This window comes from Streptomyces sp. NPDC102490, from assembly GCF_044765285.1.
Taxonomy (GTDB): Bacteria; Actinomycetota; Actinomycetes; order Streptomycetales; family Streptomycetaceae; genus Streptomyces.
The window spans coordinates 20495-39555 of sequence record NZ_JBIWJU010000005.1 but is presented as its reverse complement, the minus strand read 5'-3'; the positions used below and the strand labels follow the sequence as shown (position 1 = coordinate 39555).

Here is a 19061-nt window from a genome sequence, read left to right as displayed (position 1 = left end):
CATGCAGATCGGTCTTGTTGGTCTCGGCAAGATGGGCGGCAACATGCGCGAGCGGCTGCGCAACGCCGGCCACACCGTCGTCGGATACGACACCAACCCCGAGCGGGCCGACGTCGACAGCCTGGTCGAGCTGGTCGACCAGCTGGAGCGGCCGCGCGCGGTCTGGGTGATGGTGCCGGCCGGCGGCGCCACGCAGCACGTCATCGACCAGCTGGCGACGCTGCTCAAGCCCGGCGACACCGTCATCGACGGCGGCAACTCCCGCTGGACGGACGACGAGAAGCACGCCGAGGAGCTGGGCAAGCGCGGCATCAACTTCGTCGACGCGGGCGTCTCGGGCGGCGTGTGGGGCCTGAAGAACGGCTACGCCCTGATGGTCGGCGGCGACAAGGAGACCGTCGAGGACCTCAAGCCGGTCTTCGACGCGCTCAAGCCGGACGGCCCCTACGGCTACGTGCACGCGGGCCGGGTCGGTGCCGGGCACTTCGCCAAGATGGTCCACAACGGCATCGAGTACGCCATGATGCAGGCCTACGCCGAGGGCTGGGAGCTGCTGGAGAAGGTCGACTCCGTGGACAACGTCCGCGAGGTCTTCCGCTCCTGGCAGGAGGGCACCGTCATCCGCTCCTGGCTCCTGGACCTGGCCGTCAACGCCCTCGACGAGGACCACCACCTGGAGAAGCTGCGCGGGTACGCGGAGGACTCCGGCGAGGGCCGCTGGACCGTGGAGGCGGCCATCGACAACGCCGTGCCGCTGCCCGCGATCACGGCCTCCCTCTTCACGCGGTTCGCGTCCCGGCAGGACGACTCGCCGCAGATGAAGATGATCGCCGCGCTGCGCAACCAGTTCGGCGGGCACGCGGTGGAGTCCGCCAAGAAGTAGGCGGCGCACGAAGCACGTTGACGTGACCGGCCGGTTCGGGTCAGAGTCCCTCCCTGATGGAGATCAACGACCTGACACCGGCCGAGTCGCGTCTGTGGCGCGCGTTCGCCTCGGGCACCGACGTGGACTTTCGCACCGCTGACTCCTCCGCCGCGGACCTCGACGACCCCGCCGGGGGCGGTACCTGGGGGCCGGAACGGTCCGTGCGCGCGAGCGTGCTGCGTTCCCTGCTCCTGGACGGCCCCCGGGAGGAGGGCCGGGTCGCGGCGCTCAGCCTGGCCGGCGCCCGGGTCACCGGACGGCTGGATCTTCAGTACGCGACGGTCGACCATCCCGTGCGGCTGCGGCACTGCCACTTCGACGAGGCACCGAGGTTCTACGGGGCCCGGCTGCGCGAGCTGAACCTGAGCGAGTCCGTGCTGCCCGGGCTGATCTCGCACGCGGTCCGGGTGGAGGGCGTGCTGCGGCTGACCCGGGCCCGGTTCGGCGGAATGGTGCGGCTCGCGGGTGCGGAGGTTACCGGCAGCCTGTACCTGGAGAGCACCCGCATCGAGGCGCCGGACACCGAGGGGCCGGTGCTCCAGCTGAACCAGGCGGTACTCGGCGCCGACCTGTGGGCGCCGGGGCTGCGCGCGGGCGGCGAGGTCCGGCTCACCGGCGCCCGGGTGACCGGCACGGTCAATCTCAACGACGCGGTGCTGACCCGGCCGGGCGGCACCGCCGTCCACGCCGAGACGCTCGCGGCCGAGGCCGACGTGCTGATGCGGCGCGCGGACGTCCGGGGCCGCCTGGAGCTGCGCGGCGCCCGGATACCCGGCCGGCTGGACCTGTCGCACGCCCGGCTGGACAACGCCGGGGACACCGCGCTGCGCGCGAGCAGTTGCGTGATCGGCGAACTCTGGCTGCGGGAGGGCCCGGTGGTGCGGGGCGCGCTGAATCTGCGCCGCGCCCAGGTGGACGTGCTGTTCCTGCAACCGGAGGTGGTGCCGGACTGGGTCCAGCTCAACGACCTCACCTACACCTCGCTCATCCCGCACGAGCCCGCCGAGCGGCGGCTGCCGATGCTGGAGAAGGGCGACAGCTATCTCCCCTTCACCTATGAGCAGTTGACCGCCGCCTACCGGCGGATCGGCGACGACGACGCGGCCCGCCTCGTGCAGCTCGCCAAGCAGCGGCGGCGCCGGCGCACCCTGCCCTGGTACGGGCGCCTGTGGGGGCACCTCCAGGACATCGCGGTCGGGTACGGCTTCCGTCCGCTGCGCGCGGGCGGCTGGCTGCTGTCGCTGCTGGCGGTCGGCTCGGTCGCGTACGGGCTGCATCATCCGCCGCCGCTCAAGCCGGCGGAGGCGCCCGGCTTCAACCCGGTCTTCTACACCCTCGACCTGCTGCTGCCGGTGATCTCCTTCGGTCAGGAGAACGCGTTCGCGCCGAAGGGCGGGTACCAGACGCTCTCCTACGTCCTGATCATCACCGGCTGGATCCTGGCCACGACGGTGATCACCGGCCTGACCCGCACGGTCAGCCGCCAGTGAGGATCTTCGTGCCGGGGCCGGGCGTTCCGGGGAGGCGTGAACGGGGTATGCCGGACGCGTCCCGGACGAACGATCAAGGAGAACGATGGCGATGCCAACCCTGCGGCAGGAGGTCGACGCGGGTGCGGCCGGGCTGGACCCCGCGGCACTGGACCGGCTCGACCTGCACTTCGCCCGGCAGGTCGACGAGGGCCGGCTGCCCGGGTTCCTGGTGGCCGTCGCGCGCGGCGGCCGCGTCGCCCATCTGACGGTGCACGGACTGCGGGACGTGGCGGCGGGGCTCCCGGTGACGGCCGACACGCTGTGGCGGATCTACTCCATGACCAAGCCGGTCACGTCCGTGGCCGTGCTGACCCTGGTGGAGGAGGGCCGGCTGGCGCTGGAGGACCCCGTGGACCGGTATCTGCCGGCCTTCGCCGAACCGCGGGTGTACGTCGAGGGGAGCGGGGACGAGGTCGTCACCCGGCCGGCCGCCGGTCCGGTGCGCGTCCGGCACCTGATGACCCACACCGCGGGGCTGACGTTCGGCTTCTACCGCACCCATCCCGTCGACGCGCTGTACCGGGCGGCCGGGGTGGAGTCCTCGGTGCTGCCGGGCTCGGACCTGGCCGAGACGGTCGACCTGTACGCGAGCCTGCCCCTCCAGTTCGAACCGGGCACCGAGTGGAACTACTCGGTGGCCAGCAACGTACTGGGGCGGCTGGTCGAGGTGGTGTCCGGGCAGCCCCTCGACGTGTTCTGCGCCGAGCGGATCTTCGGACCGCTGGGCATGACGGACACCGGCTTCCACGTCACCGACGCGCAGGCGGGCCGCCTGGCCGAGCTGTACGGCGAGACGGAGGACGGCGGCATCACCCCGGTCCCCGGGCTGCCGCTGCGGGGCCGGCCGCGGTTCCTGTCGGGCAGCGGCGGCCTGGTTTCGTCCGCGTACGACGTGCACCGCTTCGCGGAACTGCTGCGCCGCCGCGGGGAACTCGACGGTGTCCGGCTGCTCGCCCCGGCGACGGTGGACCTGATGACCCGCAACCACCTCCCGGGCGGCGCCGACCTGCGTTCCTTCGGCAGCCGCCCGGCGCACGACGAGCCCGGCAACGACGGTGTCGGCTTCGGCCTCGGCGTCTCGGTGGTGACCGACCCGAGCCGCACCCGGTCGCCCTCCGGGCTCGGCACGTACGGCTGGAGCGGGGTGGCCACGACCACCTTCTGGGTCGACCCGGGCCGCGAACTGACGGTGCAGTTCATGACCCAGGTGCGGCCGAGGGCCTCGCACACGGTCTACCCGGACCTGAAGCGGCTGGTGCACGACGCCGTCGCGGACTGATCCCGGACCTGCCCGGCCCGGCGCCTCGCGCTCAGGAGGACACGTGCGCCATGGCGTCCAGGTGGGGCAGGTGGTGGTCGAGCCGTTCCCGCTTGGTGCGCAGATAGCTGATGTTCGACTCGCACGGCGGTATCAGCAGCGGCACCTGCTCGGCGACCTCGATGCCGTGCCGCACCAACGCCTCCCGCTTGCGAGGGTTGTTGGACATCAGCCGCACCGACCGCACGCCGAGGTCGTCGAGGATGCGGGCGGCGACGCCGTAGTCCCGGGCGTCCACCGGCAGGCCGAGGGCGAGGTTCGCCTCGACCGTGTCCAGGCCCTCCGCCTGCAACGCCATCGCGCGCAGCTTGGCGAGCAGACCGATGCCGCGCCCCTCGTGGCCGCGCAGATAGACCACGACCCCGCTGCCCGCGTCGGCCACCTGCCGCAGCGCGGAGGCGAGTTGGGCGCCGCACTCGCAGTGCCGGGAGCCGAAGGCGTCGCCGGTCAGGCACTCCGAGTGGAGCCGGGTGAGCACGCCCTCGGCGCCCGGGTCGCCGTGGACGAGGGCCACTTGCTCGTCGCCGCGTTCGTGGTCGAGATAGCCGTAGGCCCGGAATTTCCCGTAGACGGTGGGCAGCGGTGTCACCACGATCCGCTCCACGTCCGTACGCTGGGATGCTTTCTTGCCGAGTACACCGATTTTTTCTGTCATGATTTTCGCGTTCCTCAACAGATTGCTCAACCGAGATGAAAGGCCGTGCGGAAATGGATGTTTCACTGGTGCCGGCGGACACGAGCGAAGACGTGCGCGCACGCGGCGCCAAGGTCGCGGTGCTGCCGGTCGGGAGTTACGAGCAGCACGGCCCGTACCTTCCGCTGGCGACCGACACCCTCGTCGCGTGCGCCGTCGCCCGCGAGTTGGCCGGCGCGTATCCGGTGCGGCTGCTGCCGCCGGTGACGATCGGCTGCTCGCACGAGCACGCGGACTGGCCCGGGACCGTCAGCGTCTCCGCCGTGACCCTGCACGCGATGGTGCGGGACATAGCGGACTCGCTGCGCCGTTCCGGTGTCGAGGCCCTGGTCGTGGTCAACGGACACGGCGGCAACTACGTCCTGGGCAATCTCGTCCAGGAGTCCTCCGCGCGCGGTGAGCGGACGGCGCTGTTCCCGGCCGCGGAGGACTGGGAGGCGGCGCGGCAGCGGGCGGGGGTGGCCACCTCGCTGCTCACCGACATGCACGCGGGGGAAATCGAGACCTCCATTCTTCTGCACGCGCACCCCGAATTGGTCCGGCCCGGTTACGAGGCCGCCGATTTCGTCGCGGACGACCGGCGCCATCTGCTCTCCCTCGGTATGTCCGCCTATACCGCTTCCGGTGTCATCGGGCGTCCTTCACTGGGCTCGGCGGAAAAGGGGAAGGAACTGCTGGCGGGCCTCGCGGATTCCTTCGCGGAATGCTTCGCGCTGCTGACGGCGGTGAAGGCCACCGTGTCCGAGGGCTCGGGCAGCTCTGGCGGCGCGGGCGGCTCGGGCGGCTCCGCAGTCGAGCGCGGGTAGCGCACGGCGCGTCGGCGGGCGACGAGGACGACGGCACCGGGCAGGCTCGCCACCAGACTGAGCACGCCGTACACCACCGCCGTGCCCATCCCGGTGCCCGCGCCCAGCCCCGCCGCGCCGAACGCCCAGGCGGTGACGCCCTCCCTGGGGCCCCAGCCGCCGACGTTCAGCGGCAGTCCCATGGCGAGCAGCGCCAGCACGGCCAGCGGGGTGAGCGCGGCGACGGAGGCGGCGCTGCCGGCGACCCGGGCGGCGAGCACGAACATCGTGAGGTGCCCGGCGAGCACGACGCCGGAGGAGAGCGCGACCCCCGGCAGGTTCCGCCGGGACAGCAGCCCGGCCCGTGCCGCAGCCAGCGTCGCCCGCAGGGCCCGTCCCCGGCGTGCGGGCGTCGGGCGTGCGGGCGTCCGGTTCATGCGCAGGGCGAGGACGACGGCGAGTGCTCCGGCCAGGGCGAGGGCCGCGGGCGGGGCGACCCGCCGGGCCCCGTCGAGCACCGGGGACGGCATGGTGAGCAGTACGGCGGCCCCGACCCCAATCAACGCCAGCTGCCCCGCGACCCGTTCGAGGACCACGGCCCGCACGCCGCGCCCGAGGTCCCCGGCGCTCCGCCCGTGCCGCACCGCGCGGTGCACGTCACCGAGGACACCGCCAGGCAGGGCGGCGTTGAGGAACAGAGCGCGGTAGTAGTCGGCGACGGCCGCCGCGAACGGCAACCGGATGCGCAGGCCCCGGGCCACCAGGGCCCAGCGCCAGGCGCTGAATACGGTGGTGACCAGCCCGATCCCGAGGGCCGCCAGCACCGTGGACCCGTCGATCCGGCTGAGCCCGTCCAGGAGGGCGCCGGTCCCCAGCCGCCACAGGAGCACGGCGAGGACGGCGGTGCCGGCGAGCGTGCCGAGGTGGGTGCGCAGGGCGCGGCGGCGGGGAGTCCGGGCGCCGACGGGAGGGTCCGGGCGCGGCGGCGTCGGCAGGGCCCGCGCCGGTACGGCCGGTGCCGTCGGCAGTGTCGGTGCGCTCACGGGGCCCCGCCCGTCGGCCGGCACAGCGCCAGCAGGTCGGTGTGGTGGACGACCACGCGCAACTCCCCTGCCGCGCAGGCCGCGAGGCGCTCGTCCAGGTACCGGTCGGCCCGCTCCCGCAGTTCCGGGCGCTGTTCCACGGCCGCACCGACCCAGCCCCGCAGCCACTGGGCGGTGAGCCCGGCCTCGCCGGGACCGAGCCGCCAAGGGCTGGGCTGCGTCCGTACGGTGGCGCCGTGCCCGGCGAAGACCTCGGCCGCCGCCTCGACCGCGTCCGGCCCGAGCATGCCGGTGCGCCGCTGGTGGTCGTTGAACGCCTCGGTGATCTCGGCGTCCAGCGGGTGTGCCGGGGCGAGGTCGACACGTCCGGCGACGGAGAGGGTCAGCAACGCCGGGCAACCGGCGGCGGCACAGGCGGCGGCGAGGGTGCCGACCTCCTCGGCGGTGAGGACGTCGAGCAGCGCGGACGCCGTCACCAGCGCGGCGCCGGCCAGGGCGTCCGGGGTGAGGCGGGCGAGGTCCCCGCGCCGCGTCTCGACGGTGACTGGGCTGCCGTCGGCGGCGGTGCGCGGGGCGGCGGCGGCCGCGAAGTGCAGCAGGTAGGGGTCCCGGTCGTGCAGCACCCAGTGCTGGGCGCCGTCCAGCAGCGGGGCGAGCCAGCGCCCCATCGACCCGGTACCGCAGCCCACGTCGTGCACCACCAGCCCGTCCACCCGCCCCGGCAGTTCGGCGAGCCGGTCCCGCAACGGGCCGAGCAGGCCGTGCGCGCGGGCGGCGGCATCGACGGGCTCCCGCAGCCGCAGCCACTCGGGGGCGTAGCGCGGGGGGTCGTCGGGGTACTCGCGGTCCGGGACTCCGCGCAGGCGGACGGTGGCCCCCTCGGTGCCGGGCCGCCCGTGACCGTCGCGCCGCGCCGCCGTACGACCGTCCGCAAGCGGTCGAACAGTAGACGGCTCGGCCAGGGCCTCCGTCCACAGGGCGGGATCGTCCGCCGGCCGCGCGGCGCGGTGACCGGCGCCGCCCACGGGCCGTTCGGTGCGCCGATCCGCCCGATCCTCACCCGACCCATCGCCGACGCCGGGAGCGGGCCACTCGACAGGGTCTGGGGCGGCACGGCGGGCCGGGCTCGCAGCGGGGACAGCGGTGTCGGGGGCGTCCTGGGGGCCCGGCTGGGCCGGGATGGCGCCCGGTGCGGGGGGCTTCCTCTGGCTCATGCCGTCCTCCCCGGTTCGCCCGGCAGTCGGCGCAGTACGTCGGCCAGGCTCCGGGCCGTGCTCGCCCAGCCGTTCAGGGCGGCACGGCGACCGCGGGCGGCGGCCTTCAGCTGGCGGCGCACCTCCGTCTCGCCGAACCAGCCGCGGAGTTCGGCGGCGAGCGCGAGGGGGTCCTCCGGCGGGACGAGGATGCCGGGTACTCCGCCGTCGGGTGCGCGGCCGACCGCCTCCGGGAGGCCGCCGACGTCCGTCGCCAGCACGGGGATGCCGCGCGCGAGGGCCTCGGTCACCGCCATGCCGTACGTCTCGGCGTAGGAGTTGAGGACCATCAGGTCGGCGGAGGCGTAGGTGGCGTCCAGGTCGGCTCCGGCCCGCGGGCCGGCGAGCACCAGCCGTTCCTCCAGGCCGTGCCGTGCGATCAGCGTCCGCAGGCGGTCGACGTACTCCGGGTCCTGTCCGAGCCCGCCGACGCACACACAGCTCCACGGCAGGTCGGCCACGGCCGCCAGGGCCTCCACCAGCCGGTGCTGGCCCTTGCGGGGCGTGACCGCGGCGACGCACACCAGCCGGGAGACGCCGTCGGTACCGGGTGCGAGGGGCGCGATGTCGGCGCCGGGGGCGGCGACGTGGACCCGGGCCGGATCGAGGCCGTGGTGGGAGACGAGGCGTCGCACCGCCCAGTCGCTGGTGGCGACGACGGCCGGCACGGCACGCAGCACCGTGCGCTCGCGGGCGTCCAGTTCGGCGGCCACCGCGGGGTCGAGGCCGGTCTCGTCGCCGAGCGGGAGGTGGACGAGGACGGCCATGCGCAGCCGTTCGGCCTCCGGGACGACGATCTCCGGCACCCCGCAGGCGACCAGACCGTCGAGGAGGACGACCGCGCCGTCCGGCAACCCCCGCAGTACACAGGCGAGTTCGGCGCGGGCCGCGTCGTCCGGCCGGGGCCAGTCGCCGGGCACGGGCAGCCCCCGTACCCGCCAGCCGAAGCCGGGCAGGTCGAGCCGCACCCGCCGGTCGTAGGCGTTGCCGCCACTCGGCGCGGCCGGGTCGTCGACCCCGCCCGGCATGACGAAGTGCACGGAGCGCAGGGACATGGGGACGATCCCCCCGTTCCTCGGCGGAGCCGGAGCCGGGACCGGGGCCGAAACAGACCCGGTCAGCTGGGCGGGGACGTAGGCCAGCCGCGTCCGACCCGCGGGCGATCCGGTCGCCGCTTCCACGGACGTGCCGGTCACAGCGCACGCTCGTAACTGGCCCAGGCGACATGCGACTCGTGCAGCGTGACGGTGAGCCCGGTCAGGCCTCTGGCCCCCTCGCCGAGCGCCCCCTTGTGCACGCGCTCGGCGAGCCGGTCGGCGATGACCTTGGCCAGGAACTCCGTGGAGGTGTTGAGACCGGCGAAGTCGGGTTCGTTGTCGAGGTTGCGGTAGTTCAGTGCGCCCACGACGGCACCCAGCTCCTGGGTGGCCAGGCCGATGTCGACGACGATGTTGTCCTCGTCCAGCTGCTCGCGCCGGAAGGTGGCGTCCACCAGGAACGTCGCCCCGTGCAGGCGTTGCGCGGGCCCGAAGACGTCGCCGCGGAAGCTGTGGGCGATCATGATGTGATCGCGGACGGTGATGCTGAACAACGGACGACCCTCCAGGTGTGGCGCGTCTGATCCCCCGCCGGTCGCTGCGCGGGGTGCCGTCTATTACGGCTGGATGCCTTCCCCTGTTCAGTGGGCCGTACGTCTTTCCGCAAGGTCAGGCGCCCGGGTCGGTGCCGGTCCCGCTCTCCTCCCGGTCGTAACGGATCCGGTGGCACAGTGCGGGGATCTCACCGGAGGCCAACCGCGGCATCACGTCCGGCAGTTCGGCGAACGCGGACTCGCCGGTGACGAGCGCGTCCAGCGCCGGGTCGGCGAGCAGTTCGAGGGCGAGGGCGAGCCGGTCGGCGTAGCCGCGGGTGGCCGCGCGGGCCGGGGAGACGGTGCCGACCTGGCTGCCGCGCAGGGTCAGCCGCCGGGAGTGGAAGGCCTCGCCGAGCGGCAGGGCGACGCGCCGGTCGCCGTACCAGCTCAGTTCGACGACGGTGCCCTCGGGGCGCAGCAGCTCCAGTGAGCGGGCGAGTCCGGCTTCCGTCGCACTGGCGTGCACGACGAGATCGCGGTCGCCGACGGCGTCGCCCGGGGTGGCGAAGCCGACGCCAAGCGCCTCGGCGACCTTCGCCCGGGCCGGGTCGGCGTCGACCAACTCCACGCGGACGCCCGGGAAACGGGCCAGCAGGGCGGCGACCGAGCAGCCGACCATGCCACCGCCGACCACGGTGACCCGGTCGCCGACCAGCGGCGCCGCGTCCCACAGGGCGTTGACGGCGGTCTCGACGGTGCCGGCGAGCACGGCCCGCCCGGCGGGGACCTCCGCGGGCACGGGGGTGACGGCGGCGGCCGGGACGACGTACCGCGTCTGGTGCGGGTGGAGACAGAACACGGTGCGCCCGACGAGACGCCCGGGCCCCTCCTCCACCACACCGACGCTGAGGTAGCCGTACTTCACCGGCCCGGGGAAGTCGCCCTCCTGGAACGGCGCGCGCATGACCGTGTACTGGTTCCCGGGCACCCGGCCGTCGAAGACGAGGGTCTCGGTGCCGCGGCTGACGCCGCTGAAGAGCGTGCGCACCAGCACCTCGTCGGCGCCCGGTGCCGGCAGCTCCACCTCGCGGATCGCGCCCCGGCCCGGCGCTTCGAGCCAGAACGCACGTGCCCTGCGTGTCATCTCACGTCCTCCTGAACGATCGGGAAGCCACTCACGTACCGAGGGATGCACGAGCCGCGCACAAGGTAGCGGCGTTGATCGACTCTGTCACACGGCCGGAGGACGTTCGGTGGCCCTGAACAACACGTACGACGGGTGCGAGGCGTATGACGTCGGTGCCGCGAGGTCCGTACAGCAGGAGACGGCGGTGGGGGCCGGCGCGCAGGTCCTGCTGCTGGCGCTGCTCGGTACCGCGATCGGCATGGACACGGCGGGCTGGCTGACCGGCCTGGTGTTCGCGTTCGCGAGCTGGGCGGTGCTCTCCCGGGCCCTGCACCGCTCCCGGCTGCCGGCGTTCGGCCCGGCCAACCGGGTCACCCTCGGCCGGGCCACCCTGGTCGGCGGGGTCACCGCCCTGGTCGCCGACTCCTTCCGCAGCGCGCCGCCGGTCTCCCTCCTCGTCGGGCTGACGGCCGTGGCCCTGGTCCTGGACGGCGTGGACGGCAAGGTCGCCCGCCGCACCGGCACGTCCAGCCCGCTGGGTGCGCGCTTCGACATGGAGGTCGACGCGTTCCTGATCCTGGTGCTCAGCGTGTACGTCGCGATGGACCTGGGCCCGTGGGTGCTGCTGATCGGCGGCATGCGGTACGTGTTCGTGGCGGCGGCCCGGGTGTGGCCGTGGCTGACCGCCGCGCTGCCGCCGAGCACGGCCCGCAAGACGGTGGCCGCGTTGCAGGGCGTCCTGCTGCTCCTGGCGGGCGCGGAGCTGCTGCCGCGCGCGGTGAACGCCGGGGTGGTGGCGGTGGCGCTGGGCCTGCTGGTGTGGTCGTTCGGGCGGGACGTGCGGTGGCTGTGGCGCCGGTCGCGGGTTCCCGCGGCACGGGTCGCGGCGCCGCGGGAGCTCGTGGCCCGGTGAGGTCCGGCGGCGGCCAGGGCTCCCCCGTGCCGCTGCCCGTACGCGTCAGCCGCGCCGGGGCAGCAGCCACACCGCGCCCAGCGGTACGGCGGCCAGCACCAGCCACGGCACCGCGACCGGCAGCCCGGTGTCCATCAGCAGGCCGGTCGCGGAGCTGCCGGCCAGCACGACGAGCCCGGAGACCGAGGACAGCGCCCCGGTGTACAGCCCGAGCCGCCCGTCCTCGGCGAGGTCCGGCACCCAGGCGCGGGCGACGGGTGCGACGAGCATCTGCCCGAGGGTGAGCAGGACGACGAACCCGGCGGCGGGCACCAGCCCACCCGTCCCCGTCCACCCCGCGGGCCGCGCGAGGCCGACCACGGCGAACCCGACGGCGATGAGCACCAGCCCCGCCACCATCGACCGGCGCGGCGCCAGCCGCTCCCCCGCCCACCGGGTCACCGGCAACTGCGCGGTCACCACCAGCAGCGACGACAGCGCGAACAGCCAGGCCAGCGGCGCCTGCGAACCGGCGACCCGCTCCACCTCGGCGGGCAGGGCCAGGTAGAGCTGGTTGTAGGCGAGCAGGTAGGCGCCGTAGGCGCAACACAGGGCGAGGAAGCGCCGGTTGCGCAGCACGAGCCGCGCCCCGCCCTTCATCCGGACCCGGTCCCGCCCGGGTACACGCTGCGGCAGCAGCCACGCGTGCCCGCCGAGGACCAGTACGAAGACCCCGGCCCCGGCGAGGCAGGCGGTACGGAAGTCGACGGCGAGCAGCAGCGCCCCCAGCAGCGGCCCGACGAAGGCACCGGCCTGCCCGGCGACGGTGAACAGCGCGAGCACCCGCGTCCGGTCCCCGCCCCCTTCCGCCTCCCGTACGACGGCCTGCCGGGCGACCTCGGACTCGACGGCCGGCGAGAAGAGCGCGGCGGCGAACCCGATCAGCAGTACGGCACCGACGACGGCCCAGGTCCGCTCGGCGAACCCGAGCCAGACGAACCCGGCGATCCGCAGCACGCACCCGGCGAGCACGACGGGCCGGATGCCGTAGCGGTCGGTGAGCGCCCCGCCGACCACGAACAGCCCCTGCTGGCTGAAGGTCCGCAGCCCGAGCACGAACCCGACCAGCCACCCCGCCATGCCGACGGACTGCCCCAGGTGCTCGGCGAGGAAGGGCAGCACGGCGAAGAAGCCGATGTTGAAGGCGAGTTGGGTGAGGATGAGCAGCCGGAGCAGCGGGGAGAGTGAGGCGAGCGGGGCGGTACGGCGGCCGGACGCCCGCGCGGATCGCCCGGTGGAGGCGGGTGCGGAGGCCATGTCACCGGGCTCCGGCCGGTTCCGTCTCCGCCGCCGGGACGGACCGCCGCTCGGCCTCGTTGCCCTTCTCGGCCCCGCCGACGGTCCGTGCGGGGCGTCGCCGGGCCGGTCGGCGTATGCCGCCCGCGGCGCTGACGGCCAGCGCGCCGAGCAGGGCGAGGACGGCGGCGGGGGCGAGGACGGCCCAGGGGGCGCGCTCGGCGTAGGGCTGGTTCTCGGCGAGGAGCAGGCCCCACTCGGGGGACGGCGGCTGGGCGCCGAGGCCGAGGAAGCCGAGTGAGGCGAGCGCGAGGGCGACGCCGGGCAGTCGCAGCAGGGCGTGCCTCAGGACCGGCGGCACCACGGCGGGCAGCAGTTCGTACCGCAGCAGTTGGACCCGTCCCGCGCCCAGCCCCTTGGTGGCGGTGAGGTGCAGCGTGGCGCGCTCCTGCCGCAGCAGGGAGGAGGTGTGCGCGGCGAGCGGCGCCCAGGCGACGGCGCCCACGGCGAACGCGGGGGTGGCCGCTCCGCTCCCGGCGACGGCGGTGACGAGCAGCGCGACGAGCACCGGCGGTACGGCGTTGACGGTGTCGACGAGCGGCCCGGAGACCCGGGGCACGAGCCCGAGCAGTACGCCCGCGAGCAGGGCGGCGGCGCTGATGACGGCGGCGAGGAGCAGGGTGTCCAGCGCCCCGTGGCCGACGCGGGCGAGCAGGTCGCGCCCGAGGGCGTCGGTGCCGAAGGGGTGGTCGGGGGAGGGTGCCCGCAGCCGCTGCCCCGTGTCGAGGGCGAGCGGGTCACGGGCCAGCCCGCACCCGACGACGGCGAGCAGGAGGGCGCCGTAGAGCAGGGGCAGCAGCCCGCCGGCGGGCACAGTGGGACGGTGCAGCGAGGACAGGGCGCCGTCGCGCAGCGCGGGCCCGGTGAGCAGCCGGGCGGCGACGCGGGTGGCGCCGGTCGCGAGCGCGGCGAGCAGGAGCAGGGCGAGGGTGCCGGCCTGGAGGACGGGGAGGTCCTGCGCGAGGGCGGCCTGAAGGGTGGTGCGTCCGAGCCCTGGGATGTCGAAGACCTGCTCGACGGCGACGGCCCCGCCGGTCAGCCCGACGACGAACAGGCCGAGGTTGGGCAGCAGCGCGGGCACGCACCGCCGTACGGCCTGGCGGGCGATGGACCGGCCGGTCAGCCCGCGGGCCGCGGCGGCCAGCGCCCAGGGCTCGCCGAAGGCGCCGGGCAGCAGATCGTCGAGCAGCCGCCCGAGCACGGCCCCCGCGGGCAGCCCGAGGGCGAGCGCGGGCAGCACGGTCCACTGCGGCCCGTACCAGCCCAGCGCGGGCAGCCATCCCAGCTGCACCCCGACGACGGTGGCGAGCACGGAGGCGACGAGGAACTCGGGCAGCGAGGCGAGGACGGCGGACCCGCTCCCGCCCGCGCGCCGCCCACCGAGCCGCCGCCGGGCGCCCAGCCGCAGGGTGCGCGCGCAGATCGCCCCGGCGGTGAGGACGGCGACGAGCAGCGCGACACCCATGAGCAGCAGCGAGGCACCGAGCGCGCGGAGCACGTCGGGCAGTACGTCGGTCCCGGAGATCCACGACCGCCCGGCGTCCCCGCGCACGAGTCCGCCCAGCCAGCCGGTGAGCACGTGCGCGGGCCCGCCGTCGATCCCGAGCTGCCGCCGGATGGCGGCGAGCACTTCGGGCGTGGGCTCGCGCTCGGCGGACCGTGCCTTGAGGACGGTGTACGCGGGGTCGGTGCGGGTGAGCCAGGGCAGCAGCCCGATCCCGCACACGAGCCCGGCCGCGAGCAGGACCCGCCACACCAGGGTGGCCACGCGCTGCCGCACGGTTCAGCGCCGGGTGCCGGTGCCGACGAGGGTGCGCTCGTACGGGTCGAGGATCACGCCCCGCACGGAGTCGGCGACGCCGGTGATGATGCGCTGGTGCACGAGCGGTACGACGGCGTCGCTGCCGAGGATGCGGGCCTCGGCGGCCATGGCGGCGTCCTGTCGCTTCGCGGTGTCGGCGATCTTCTCGGCGTCGGCGACGGCGCGGTCGACGCCCTTGTCGCAGAGCTGGGCGATGTTGAAGCCGCCGTCGCAGGTGTAGTCGCCGGCGAGGACGGCGACCGGGTCACCGGTGTCGAGGAGCGTGTTCCGGGCGAGCACGAAGGCGTCGAACTTCCCGTCGAGGGCGTCGCCTTCGAGCCGCGAGTACTCCCGCACGGTGAGCTTGACCGTGAACCCGGCCTTCTCCAGCTGCTGCTTGACCACCTGGGCGACCTCGGGCAGCTCGGGCCGGTTGTCGTAGGTGGCGAGGGTGAGGGTGGCGCCGTCGGCCTTCTTGGCCGCCGCCCGCCCGACCGGCTCGCTCCGCTTCCCTTCCGCCCAGGTGACGGCGGGCCCGTAGACACCGGCACCGGGGTCGGCGTACCCCTCGTACACGTCCTTGGCGAACACGGAGGTGTCGAGGGCCTCCCGGGCGGCGGCCCGCAGCCCGGGGTCCTCGAAGGGACCGGAGGAGGCGTTGAGGAGCAGGCTGGTGGTCCGGGTGGTGGCGGTGTCGCGCCGCGTGTCCTTGTCGAGCGACGCCGCCTGGGCGACCGGAACGGCCTCGGCGATGTCGAGTTCCCCGGTCCGCAGGGCGTTGGCACGGGCGGTGCCGTCGGCGATGAAGCGCGCGTCGATACCGGCGGCCTGCGCGCGACCGCCCCAGTAGTCGTCGAACCGGTCGAGGGAGGCGGAGGTGGCGCCGTTGACCTTGGTCAGCTCGAAGGGCCCGGTGGCGTGGCCGACGGGGTCGACGCGGTCGCTCGTGCCGTAGGCGTCCTTGGACAGGATGGCGAGGCTGGGGCTGGAGAGCCGCAGCGGCAGCACGGGGTCGGGCTCGGTCGTGGTGATCCGGACGACCCGCTCACCGCTCGCCTCGGCGCTGAGGTCGACACCGGCGAGGGCGGCGGGGGCGGGCTCGGCGTCGGTGGCGTGCGTGAGGGAGTCGGCGACGGAGGCAGGGGTCACCTCGCTGCCGTCCTGGAAGGTCGCGTCGCGGAGGGTGAACTCCCAGACCTTCTCCCCGTCCCTGCGCCAGGACGCGGCGAGCGCGGGGGCGGCGGAGCCGTTGGCGTCGAGGGCGGTGAGTCCCTCCGTGACCCCGAGGCGGCTCAGCAGGGTGGCGTCGGCGCCGTACGGGGACAGGTTCTCGGCGGGCGGGAAGGCGAGGGCGACGCGGAGCCGGGCACCGTCACCGCCCTTGCCGCCACCGGCTCCGGAGTCGTCACCGCCTCCGGAGGCGAAGCAGCTCGTGACGAGCGGGATCAACAGGAGCGGGGCGAGCAGCCGGGGGCGGCGGTGGGAGCGCATGGTCCTCGGATCGATCAGGTGCGGGGCGGGCGGGCGAGAGCGAACTGGAGACTACATGAAAACGATTTCCATGCCTACCTCACCCCAGGGGGACGTCGAAGTGCACGATCCCCTGCCCACCACCCGCGTCCTCCCGCTCGTCGTGCACCACCTTGGCCAACGACCGCCAGAAGGGCTCCGCCCCGGTGACGGCGGGGTCGGTGTGCAGGTAGACGGCCCGGTATCCCCCGTCGGCGACGGCGAACGCCAGCAACTCGTCGACAAGTCGACGCGCGAGCCCCCGCCGCCGATGCCCGGGCCGCACATACACCCGCCGCAACTGCGCGGTCACACCGGAGGGGTACCGCTCGGCGACATGCGCGGGGTTCGGCGGATGCGCGGGCCCCCGCGAGTCGAGCGCACCGGTGGCGACGACCTCCCCCTCCGCGTCCACCGCGACGAGGAGGGTGTGCCGGGCGGGGGTCAGATAGGCCCCGGCCAGATCGATGACATCGGCGTGCCAGCGCGGGACGTACCCGGTACCGAAGTCCCGGTAGACGGTGTCGAGCATGACGGCCCGGGCGGAGGGCAGGTCGGCGGGGGTCGCCGTCCGGATGGTGTAGTCACTGGTGCGCACTTGCACATCGTACGCATTAAGGGAATGTACTGCTCCACGCCCCCCGGCGGCCGCCGGCCTCATCCCGCATCCGTGCTCAGCCGCGTGGTTTCCGGATGCTGTCGATGATGCGGGTCCAGTTGTCGCTGCCGTGGCCGTGCTCGATGGCTTGCCGGTAGTGGGTCTGGACGGCTGTCGGGAGGGCGAGGTCGAGGCCGAGTGACGTGCTGGTGTCGACGATGTGGTCGGCCGTCGCGCCCATCATGGTGACCGTGCTGAGGTGGCCGGGGTGTTCGCCGGCGTCGAGCGCGGCGCCGGGGTGTTCCTCGCCCGCCCTCAGGATGGCGCCGATCGAGTCGGTGAAGGTGAGGAGCCGGGGCAGCGCCTCCGCGGCCTTCATGCCCGCGGTGCCCAGCATCGCGGTGGCGTGCATCAGGCCGGACAGGGTGGTGAGGAACACCGCGAGCTGGGCCTGGTACATCAGCTGGGCGAGGCCCGGGTCCCCGCCCAGGTGTTCGGGAGTGCCCAGCAGTTCCAGGGTGTCCCGGTGTCTTCGCAACAGGGCCTCGGGGCCGCTGTAGTAGATGTGGGCCGCGTCCGTGCCGACCATGGGCGCGGGGACCATGATGCCTCCGGTGAGGAACGCGGCGCCGTGGCGGGTGGCCCACGCCGCCGCCTCGCGGGTGCGGTCGGGGGTGTCGGAGCTGAGGTTGACCAGGGTGCGCCCGGCGAGCGCTTCGGTGGCGTCGTCGAGGATGTCGTACATCGCCTGGTAGTCGGTCAGGCTGAGCAGCACCAGTTCGCTCGCCTCGACGGCCTCGCGGGGTGTCTTCGCGTGCGTCGCTCCCGCGTCGACGACGCCGTCGGCGCGGCTCGCGGTGCGGTTCCAGACGGTGACCGGGTGGCCCGCGGCGAGGAGGGTGCGTACGACGGCCTGGCCCATCGGGCCCAGCCCGATGACGGAAACAGGGGTGTTGCGGCTGGTGGTGCGGTCCTTGTGTGCGTTCACCCCTTCATCCTCGGAGGGCGCCGGTAGTCTCGGAAGTACCCACTAATTACTGCGGTACTTACCATTTCGTAAGGGGCTGAGCGATGGCCAAGGCGGCGAGGTCCGGGCCGTACATCTGTGGCATCGACGCTGCGCTCGATGTCGTGAGCGGCAAGTGGAAGGGACTAATCCTCTGGGAGCTCGACGCCCATGGCGTACGCCGCTTCGCCGAGCTGCGGCGTGGACTGCCGGGCGTGAGCGAGAAGATGCTCACCCAGCATCTGCGGGAAATGGAGGCGGACGGGCTGGTGCACCGGGAGGTGTATGCCGAGGTGCCGCCGCGGGTGGAGTACTCCCTGACCGAGCACGGCCGCACACTCAATCAAGCCCTCGGACCGCTCGGTGTGTGGGGCACCGAGCGGATACGGCGCGAAGGGTGCGAGGCGGTCCAGGCAGCCGGGACCGCCCCAGGGTGAACGTGCGGCACGTGCATCTCAAGAGCGCAGCCAGGCCAGCCTCTCCTCGGCGGCCCGCAGACCGGGGTGTCCGGGGCCGTGCAGACGGCGGTAGTCGCGTACGCAGCGGTCGAGCAGTTCGGCGGCCTCCGCGTGGTGGCCGACGTCGATCAGGACGTTGGCGAGGTTGTCGCGGGTGGCGACCGTGACCGGGTGGTCGTCTCCGCGGAGTGCGACGTGTCTGCTCAGGATCGCGCGCAGGATGGGCACGGCTTCCTCGTAGCGCTCCTGGGCGTGCAGGACGGCCGCGAGATTGTTGCGCGCGGTGAAGGTGGTCTCGTGGTCCGGCCCCAACGTCGCTTCCGTCGCCCGTACGACGGCGCGGATGTGCTCTTCCGCCTCGGCATGGCGGTCCAGGCGGACCAGGACGGCGCCCAGGTTGCTGCGGGCCGCGATCGTGTGCTCGTCGTCGGGCCCGTAGCGGTCCTCCAGTCGGGACACGAGGGCGCGCAGGGCGCGCTCGGCCTCCTCGTGACGGCCGCACTTGAGCAGGGAGGCGGCGTGCTCGTTGGTGGCGGAGAGGACATCGGGGTGCTCGGGGCCGAGCTGCCGGATGCGGCGTTCCAGGACGTCCCTCACCAGCGGCTCCGCTTCGGGGGCCCGGCCGAGGTCCTCCAGGACCGCCGCGAGCCGGGTGGCGCTGCGCAGCGCGTCGGGGTGGTCGCGGCCGAGTGTCTCCGCCTGGGCGCGGAAGGTGTCGCGCCACGCCGTCTCGGCGAGGCTCAGCTGCCCGGTGGTGTGGAGCGCCTCGGCCAACTCGGCGGAGGCGCGCAGGGTTTCCTCGTGACGGTCGCCGAGCGTGGTCCACTGGGTGCGGGCCACATGCTGGTAGAGCTCGACGGCTTCTTCGCCCCGTCCGGGGATGGTCACCAGGACCTGGGCGAGTTCGCGTATGGCGGTGAGGGCGTCCGGGTGCTCGGAGCCCAGGGTGTTGATGGCGGACCGGGCCCGCATGGTGTGGAGCTCCTCCGCGGAGATCCTCACACGGGCGATCTCCTGCTCCGGCTGGCCCTCCGTGACCTCCGTGAAGGTGATGTGTCCCCCGGCCGGCCGCCGCGCGTTCCCGGGGCCGCCCGCGGGCGGCTGTGCGTTCGGGTCCGGCGGCGGCTGCGCGCCGACGCCCTCGCCGTCTTCCGCGGCTCGTCGCCGCCACCATCGGGCCATCGTGAACCGC

General features: G+C 74.1%; 17 protein-coding genes and 1 pseudogene. 6 read left to right on the top strand and 12 right to left on the bottom strand.

Features of this window, described 5'->3' with window-relative positions:
* The first annotated feature begins 1 nt into the window (after position 1).
* The 3 genes from gnd (at position 2) to ACIRGB_RS12050 (ending at position 3736) form a co-directional block, all read left to right on the top strand.
* On the top strand, positions 2 to 883 hold the full coding sequence (gene gnd, locus ACIRGB_RS12060; protein WP_403862219.1) for a phosphogluconate dehydrogenase (NAD(+)-dependent, decarboxylating): 882 nt from the start codon (positions 2 to 4) through the stop codon (positions 881 to 883).
* 56 nt (positions 884 to 939) lie between these two features.
* A complete protein-coding gene (locus tag ACIRGB_RS12055; RefSeq protein WP_403862216.1) occupies positions 940 to 2415 on the top strand; it encodes a membrane-associated oxidoreductase in 1476 nt (491 codons plus the stop codon).
* Between the two features lie 91 nt (positions 2416 to 2506).
* Positions 2507 to 3736 carry a serine hydrolase domain-containing protein gene (locus ACIRGB_RS12050; protein WP_403863445.1) on the top strand — a complete coding sequence of 410 codons (1230 nt, stop codon included), beginning with the start codon at positions 2507 to 2509 and terminating at the stop codon, positions 3734 to 3736.
* 31 nt (positions 3737 to 3767) lie between these two features.
* On the opposite strand, the gene ribA is transcribed toward ACIRGB_RS12050, so the two are convergent.
* Entirely contained in the window at positions 3768 to 4430 is a 663-nt protein-coding gene (gene ribA / locus ACIRGB_RS12045; RefSeq protein ID WP_403862213.1) for a GTP cyclohydrolase II, read from the bottom strand.
* A 53-nt stretch (positions 4431 to 4483) separates the two neighbouring features.
* On the opposite strand from ribA, the pseudogene ACIRGB_RS12040 reads away from it, so the two are divergent.
* Positions 4484 to 5194: pseudogene (locus ACIRGB_RS12040) on the top strand (creatininase family protein); the annotation flags it as partial.
* Here the strand turns inward: ACIRGB_RS12040 and ACIRGB_RS12035 are convergent.
* The 5 genes from ACIRGB_RS12035 to ACIRGB_RS12015 all read right to left on the bottom strand — a co-directional run bounded on the left by ACIRGB_RS12035 (position 5080) and on the right by ACIRGB_RS12015 (position 10267).
* Positions 5080 to 6297 (bottom strand): lysylphosphatidylglycerol synthase transmembrane domain-containing protein, encoded by a 1218-nt coding sequence (locus tag ACIRGB_RS12035; protein WP_403862210.1) that lies wholly within the window; start codon positions 6295 to 6297, stop codon positions 5080 to 5082. The pseudogene ACIRGB_RS12040 and the gene ACIRGB_RS12035 overlap by 115 nt on opposite strands.
* Positions 6294 to 7511: a hypothetical protein gene (locus ACIRGB_RS12030; protein ID WP_403862207.1), complete on the bottom strand. Its 1218-nt coding sequence runs from the start codon at positions 7509 to 7511 to the stop codon at positions 6294 to 6296. The genes ACIRGB_RS12035 and ACIRGB_RS12030 overlap by 4 nt, the downstream gene beginning before the upstream one ends.
* The gene (locus ACIRGB_RS12025) at positions 7508 to 8731 is read right to left on the bottom strand and encodes a glycosyltransferase family 4 protein (protein WP_403863442.1); all 1224 of its coding nucleotides are present in this window, start codon (positions 8729 to 8731) and stop codon (positions 7508 to 7510) included. Before ACIRGB_RS12025 ends, ACIRGB_RS12030 begins: the two co-directional genes overlap by 4 nt.
* 11 nt (positions 8732 to 8742) lie before the next feature.
* Positions 8743 to 9141, bottom strand: a complete 399-nt coding sequence (locus ACIRGB_RS12020) for a 6-pyruvoyl trahydropterin synthase family protein (protein WP_403862204.1) — start codon at positions 9139 to 9141, stop codon at positions 8743 to 8745.
* A gap of 115 nt (positions 9142 to 9256) precedes the next feature.
* A complete protein-coding gene (locus ACIRGB_RS12015; protein ID WP_403862201.1) occupies positions 9257 to 10267 on the bottom strand; it encodes a zinc-binding alcohol dehydrogenase in 1011 nt (336 codons plus the stop codon).
* A gap of 109 nt (positions 10268 to 10376) precedes the next feature.
* Here ACIRGB_RS12015 and ACIRGB_RS12010 point away from each other — a divergent pair, with 109 nt between their 5' ends.
* Positions 10377 to 11162, top strand: coding sequence for a CDP-alcohol phosphatidyltransferase family protein (locus tag ACIRGB_RS12010; RefSeq protein ID WP_403862199.1), 786 nt, complete (start codon positions 10377 to 10379; stop codon positions 11160 to 11162).
* A gap of 45 nt (positions 11163 to 11207) precedes the next feature.
* Here the strand turns inward: ACIRGB_RS12010 and ACIRGB_RS12005 are convergent, their stop codons facing one another.
* The 5 genes from ACIRGB_RS12005 to ACIRGB_RS11985 all read right to left on the bottom strand — a co-directional run bounded on the left by ACIRGB_RS12005 (position 11208) and on the right by ACIRGB_RS11985 (position 17393).
* A complete protein-coding gene (locus ACIRGB_RS12005; RefSeq protein ID WP_403862197.1) occupies positions 11208 to 12458 on the bottom strand; it encodes an MDR family MFS transporter in 1251 nt (416 codons plus the stop codon).
* 1 nt (position 12459) lies between these two features.
* Complete coding sequence (locus ACIRGB_RS12000; RefSeq protein WP_403862195.1) at positions 12460 to 14277, bottom strand: ABC transporter permease subunit; 1818 nt, start codon at positions 14275 to 14277, stop codon at positions 12460 to 12462.
* Between the two features lie 3 nt (positions 14278 to 14280).
* Positions 14281 to 15789 carry an ABC transporter substrate-binding protein gene (locus ACIRGB_RS11995; protein WP_403862193.1) on the bottom strand — a complete coding sequence of 503 codons (1509 nt, stop codon included), beginning with the start codon at positions 15787 to 15789 and terminating at the stop codon, positions 14281 to 14283.
* Between the two features lie 79 nt (positions 15790 to 15868).
* Positions 15869 to 16405, bottom strand: a complete 537-nt coding sequence (locus ACIRGB_RS11990) for a GNAT family N-acetyltransferase (RefSeq protein WP_403862190.1) — start codon at positions 16403 to 16405, stop codon at positions 15869 to 15871.
* Positions 16406 to 16481: 76 nt separating this feature from the next.
* The gene (locus ACIRGB_RS11985) at positions 16482 to 17393 is read right to left on the bottom strand and encodes an NAD(P)-dependent oxidoreductase (RefSeq protein WP_403862187.1); all 912 of its coding nucleotides are present in this window, start codon (positions 17391 to 17393) and stop codon (positions 16482 to 16484) included.
* 83 nt (positions 17394 to 17476) lie between these two features.
* On the opposite strand from ACIRGB_RS11985, the gene ACIRGB_RS11980 reads away from it, so the two are divergent.
* Complete coding sequence (locus tag ACIRGB_RS11980; protein ID WP_403862184.1) at positions 17477 to 17848, top strand: winged helix-turn-helix transcriptional regulator; 372 nt, start codon at positions 17477 to 17479, stop codon at positions 17846 to 17848.
* Positions 17849 to 17866: 18 nt separating this feature from the next.
* Here ACIRGB_RS11980 and ACIRGB_RS11975 read toward each other — a convergent pair whose 3' ends face one another.
* Entirely contained in the window at positions 17867 to 19051 is a 1185-nt protein-coding gene (locus ACIRGB_RS11975; RefSeq protein WP_403862182.1) for a tetratricopeptide repeat protein, read from the bottom strand.
* Between the last annotated feature and the right edge of the window lie 10 nt (positions 19052 to 19061).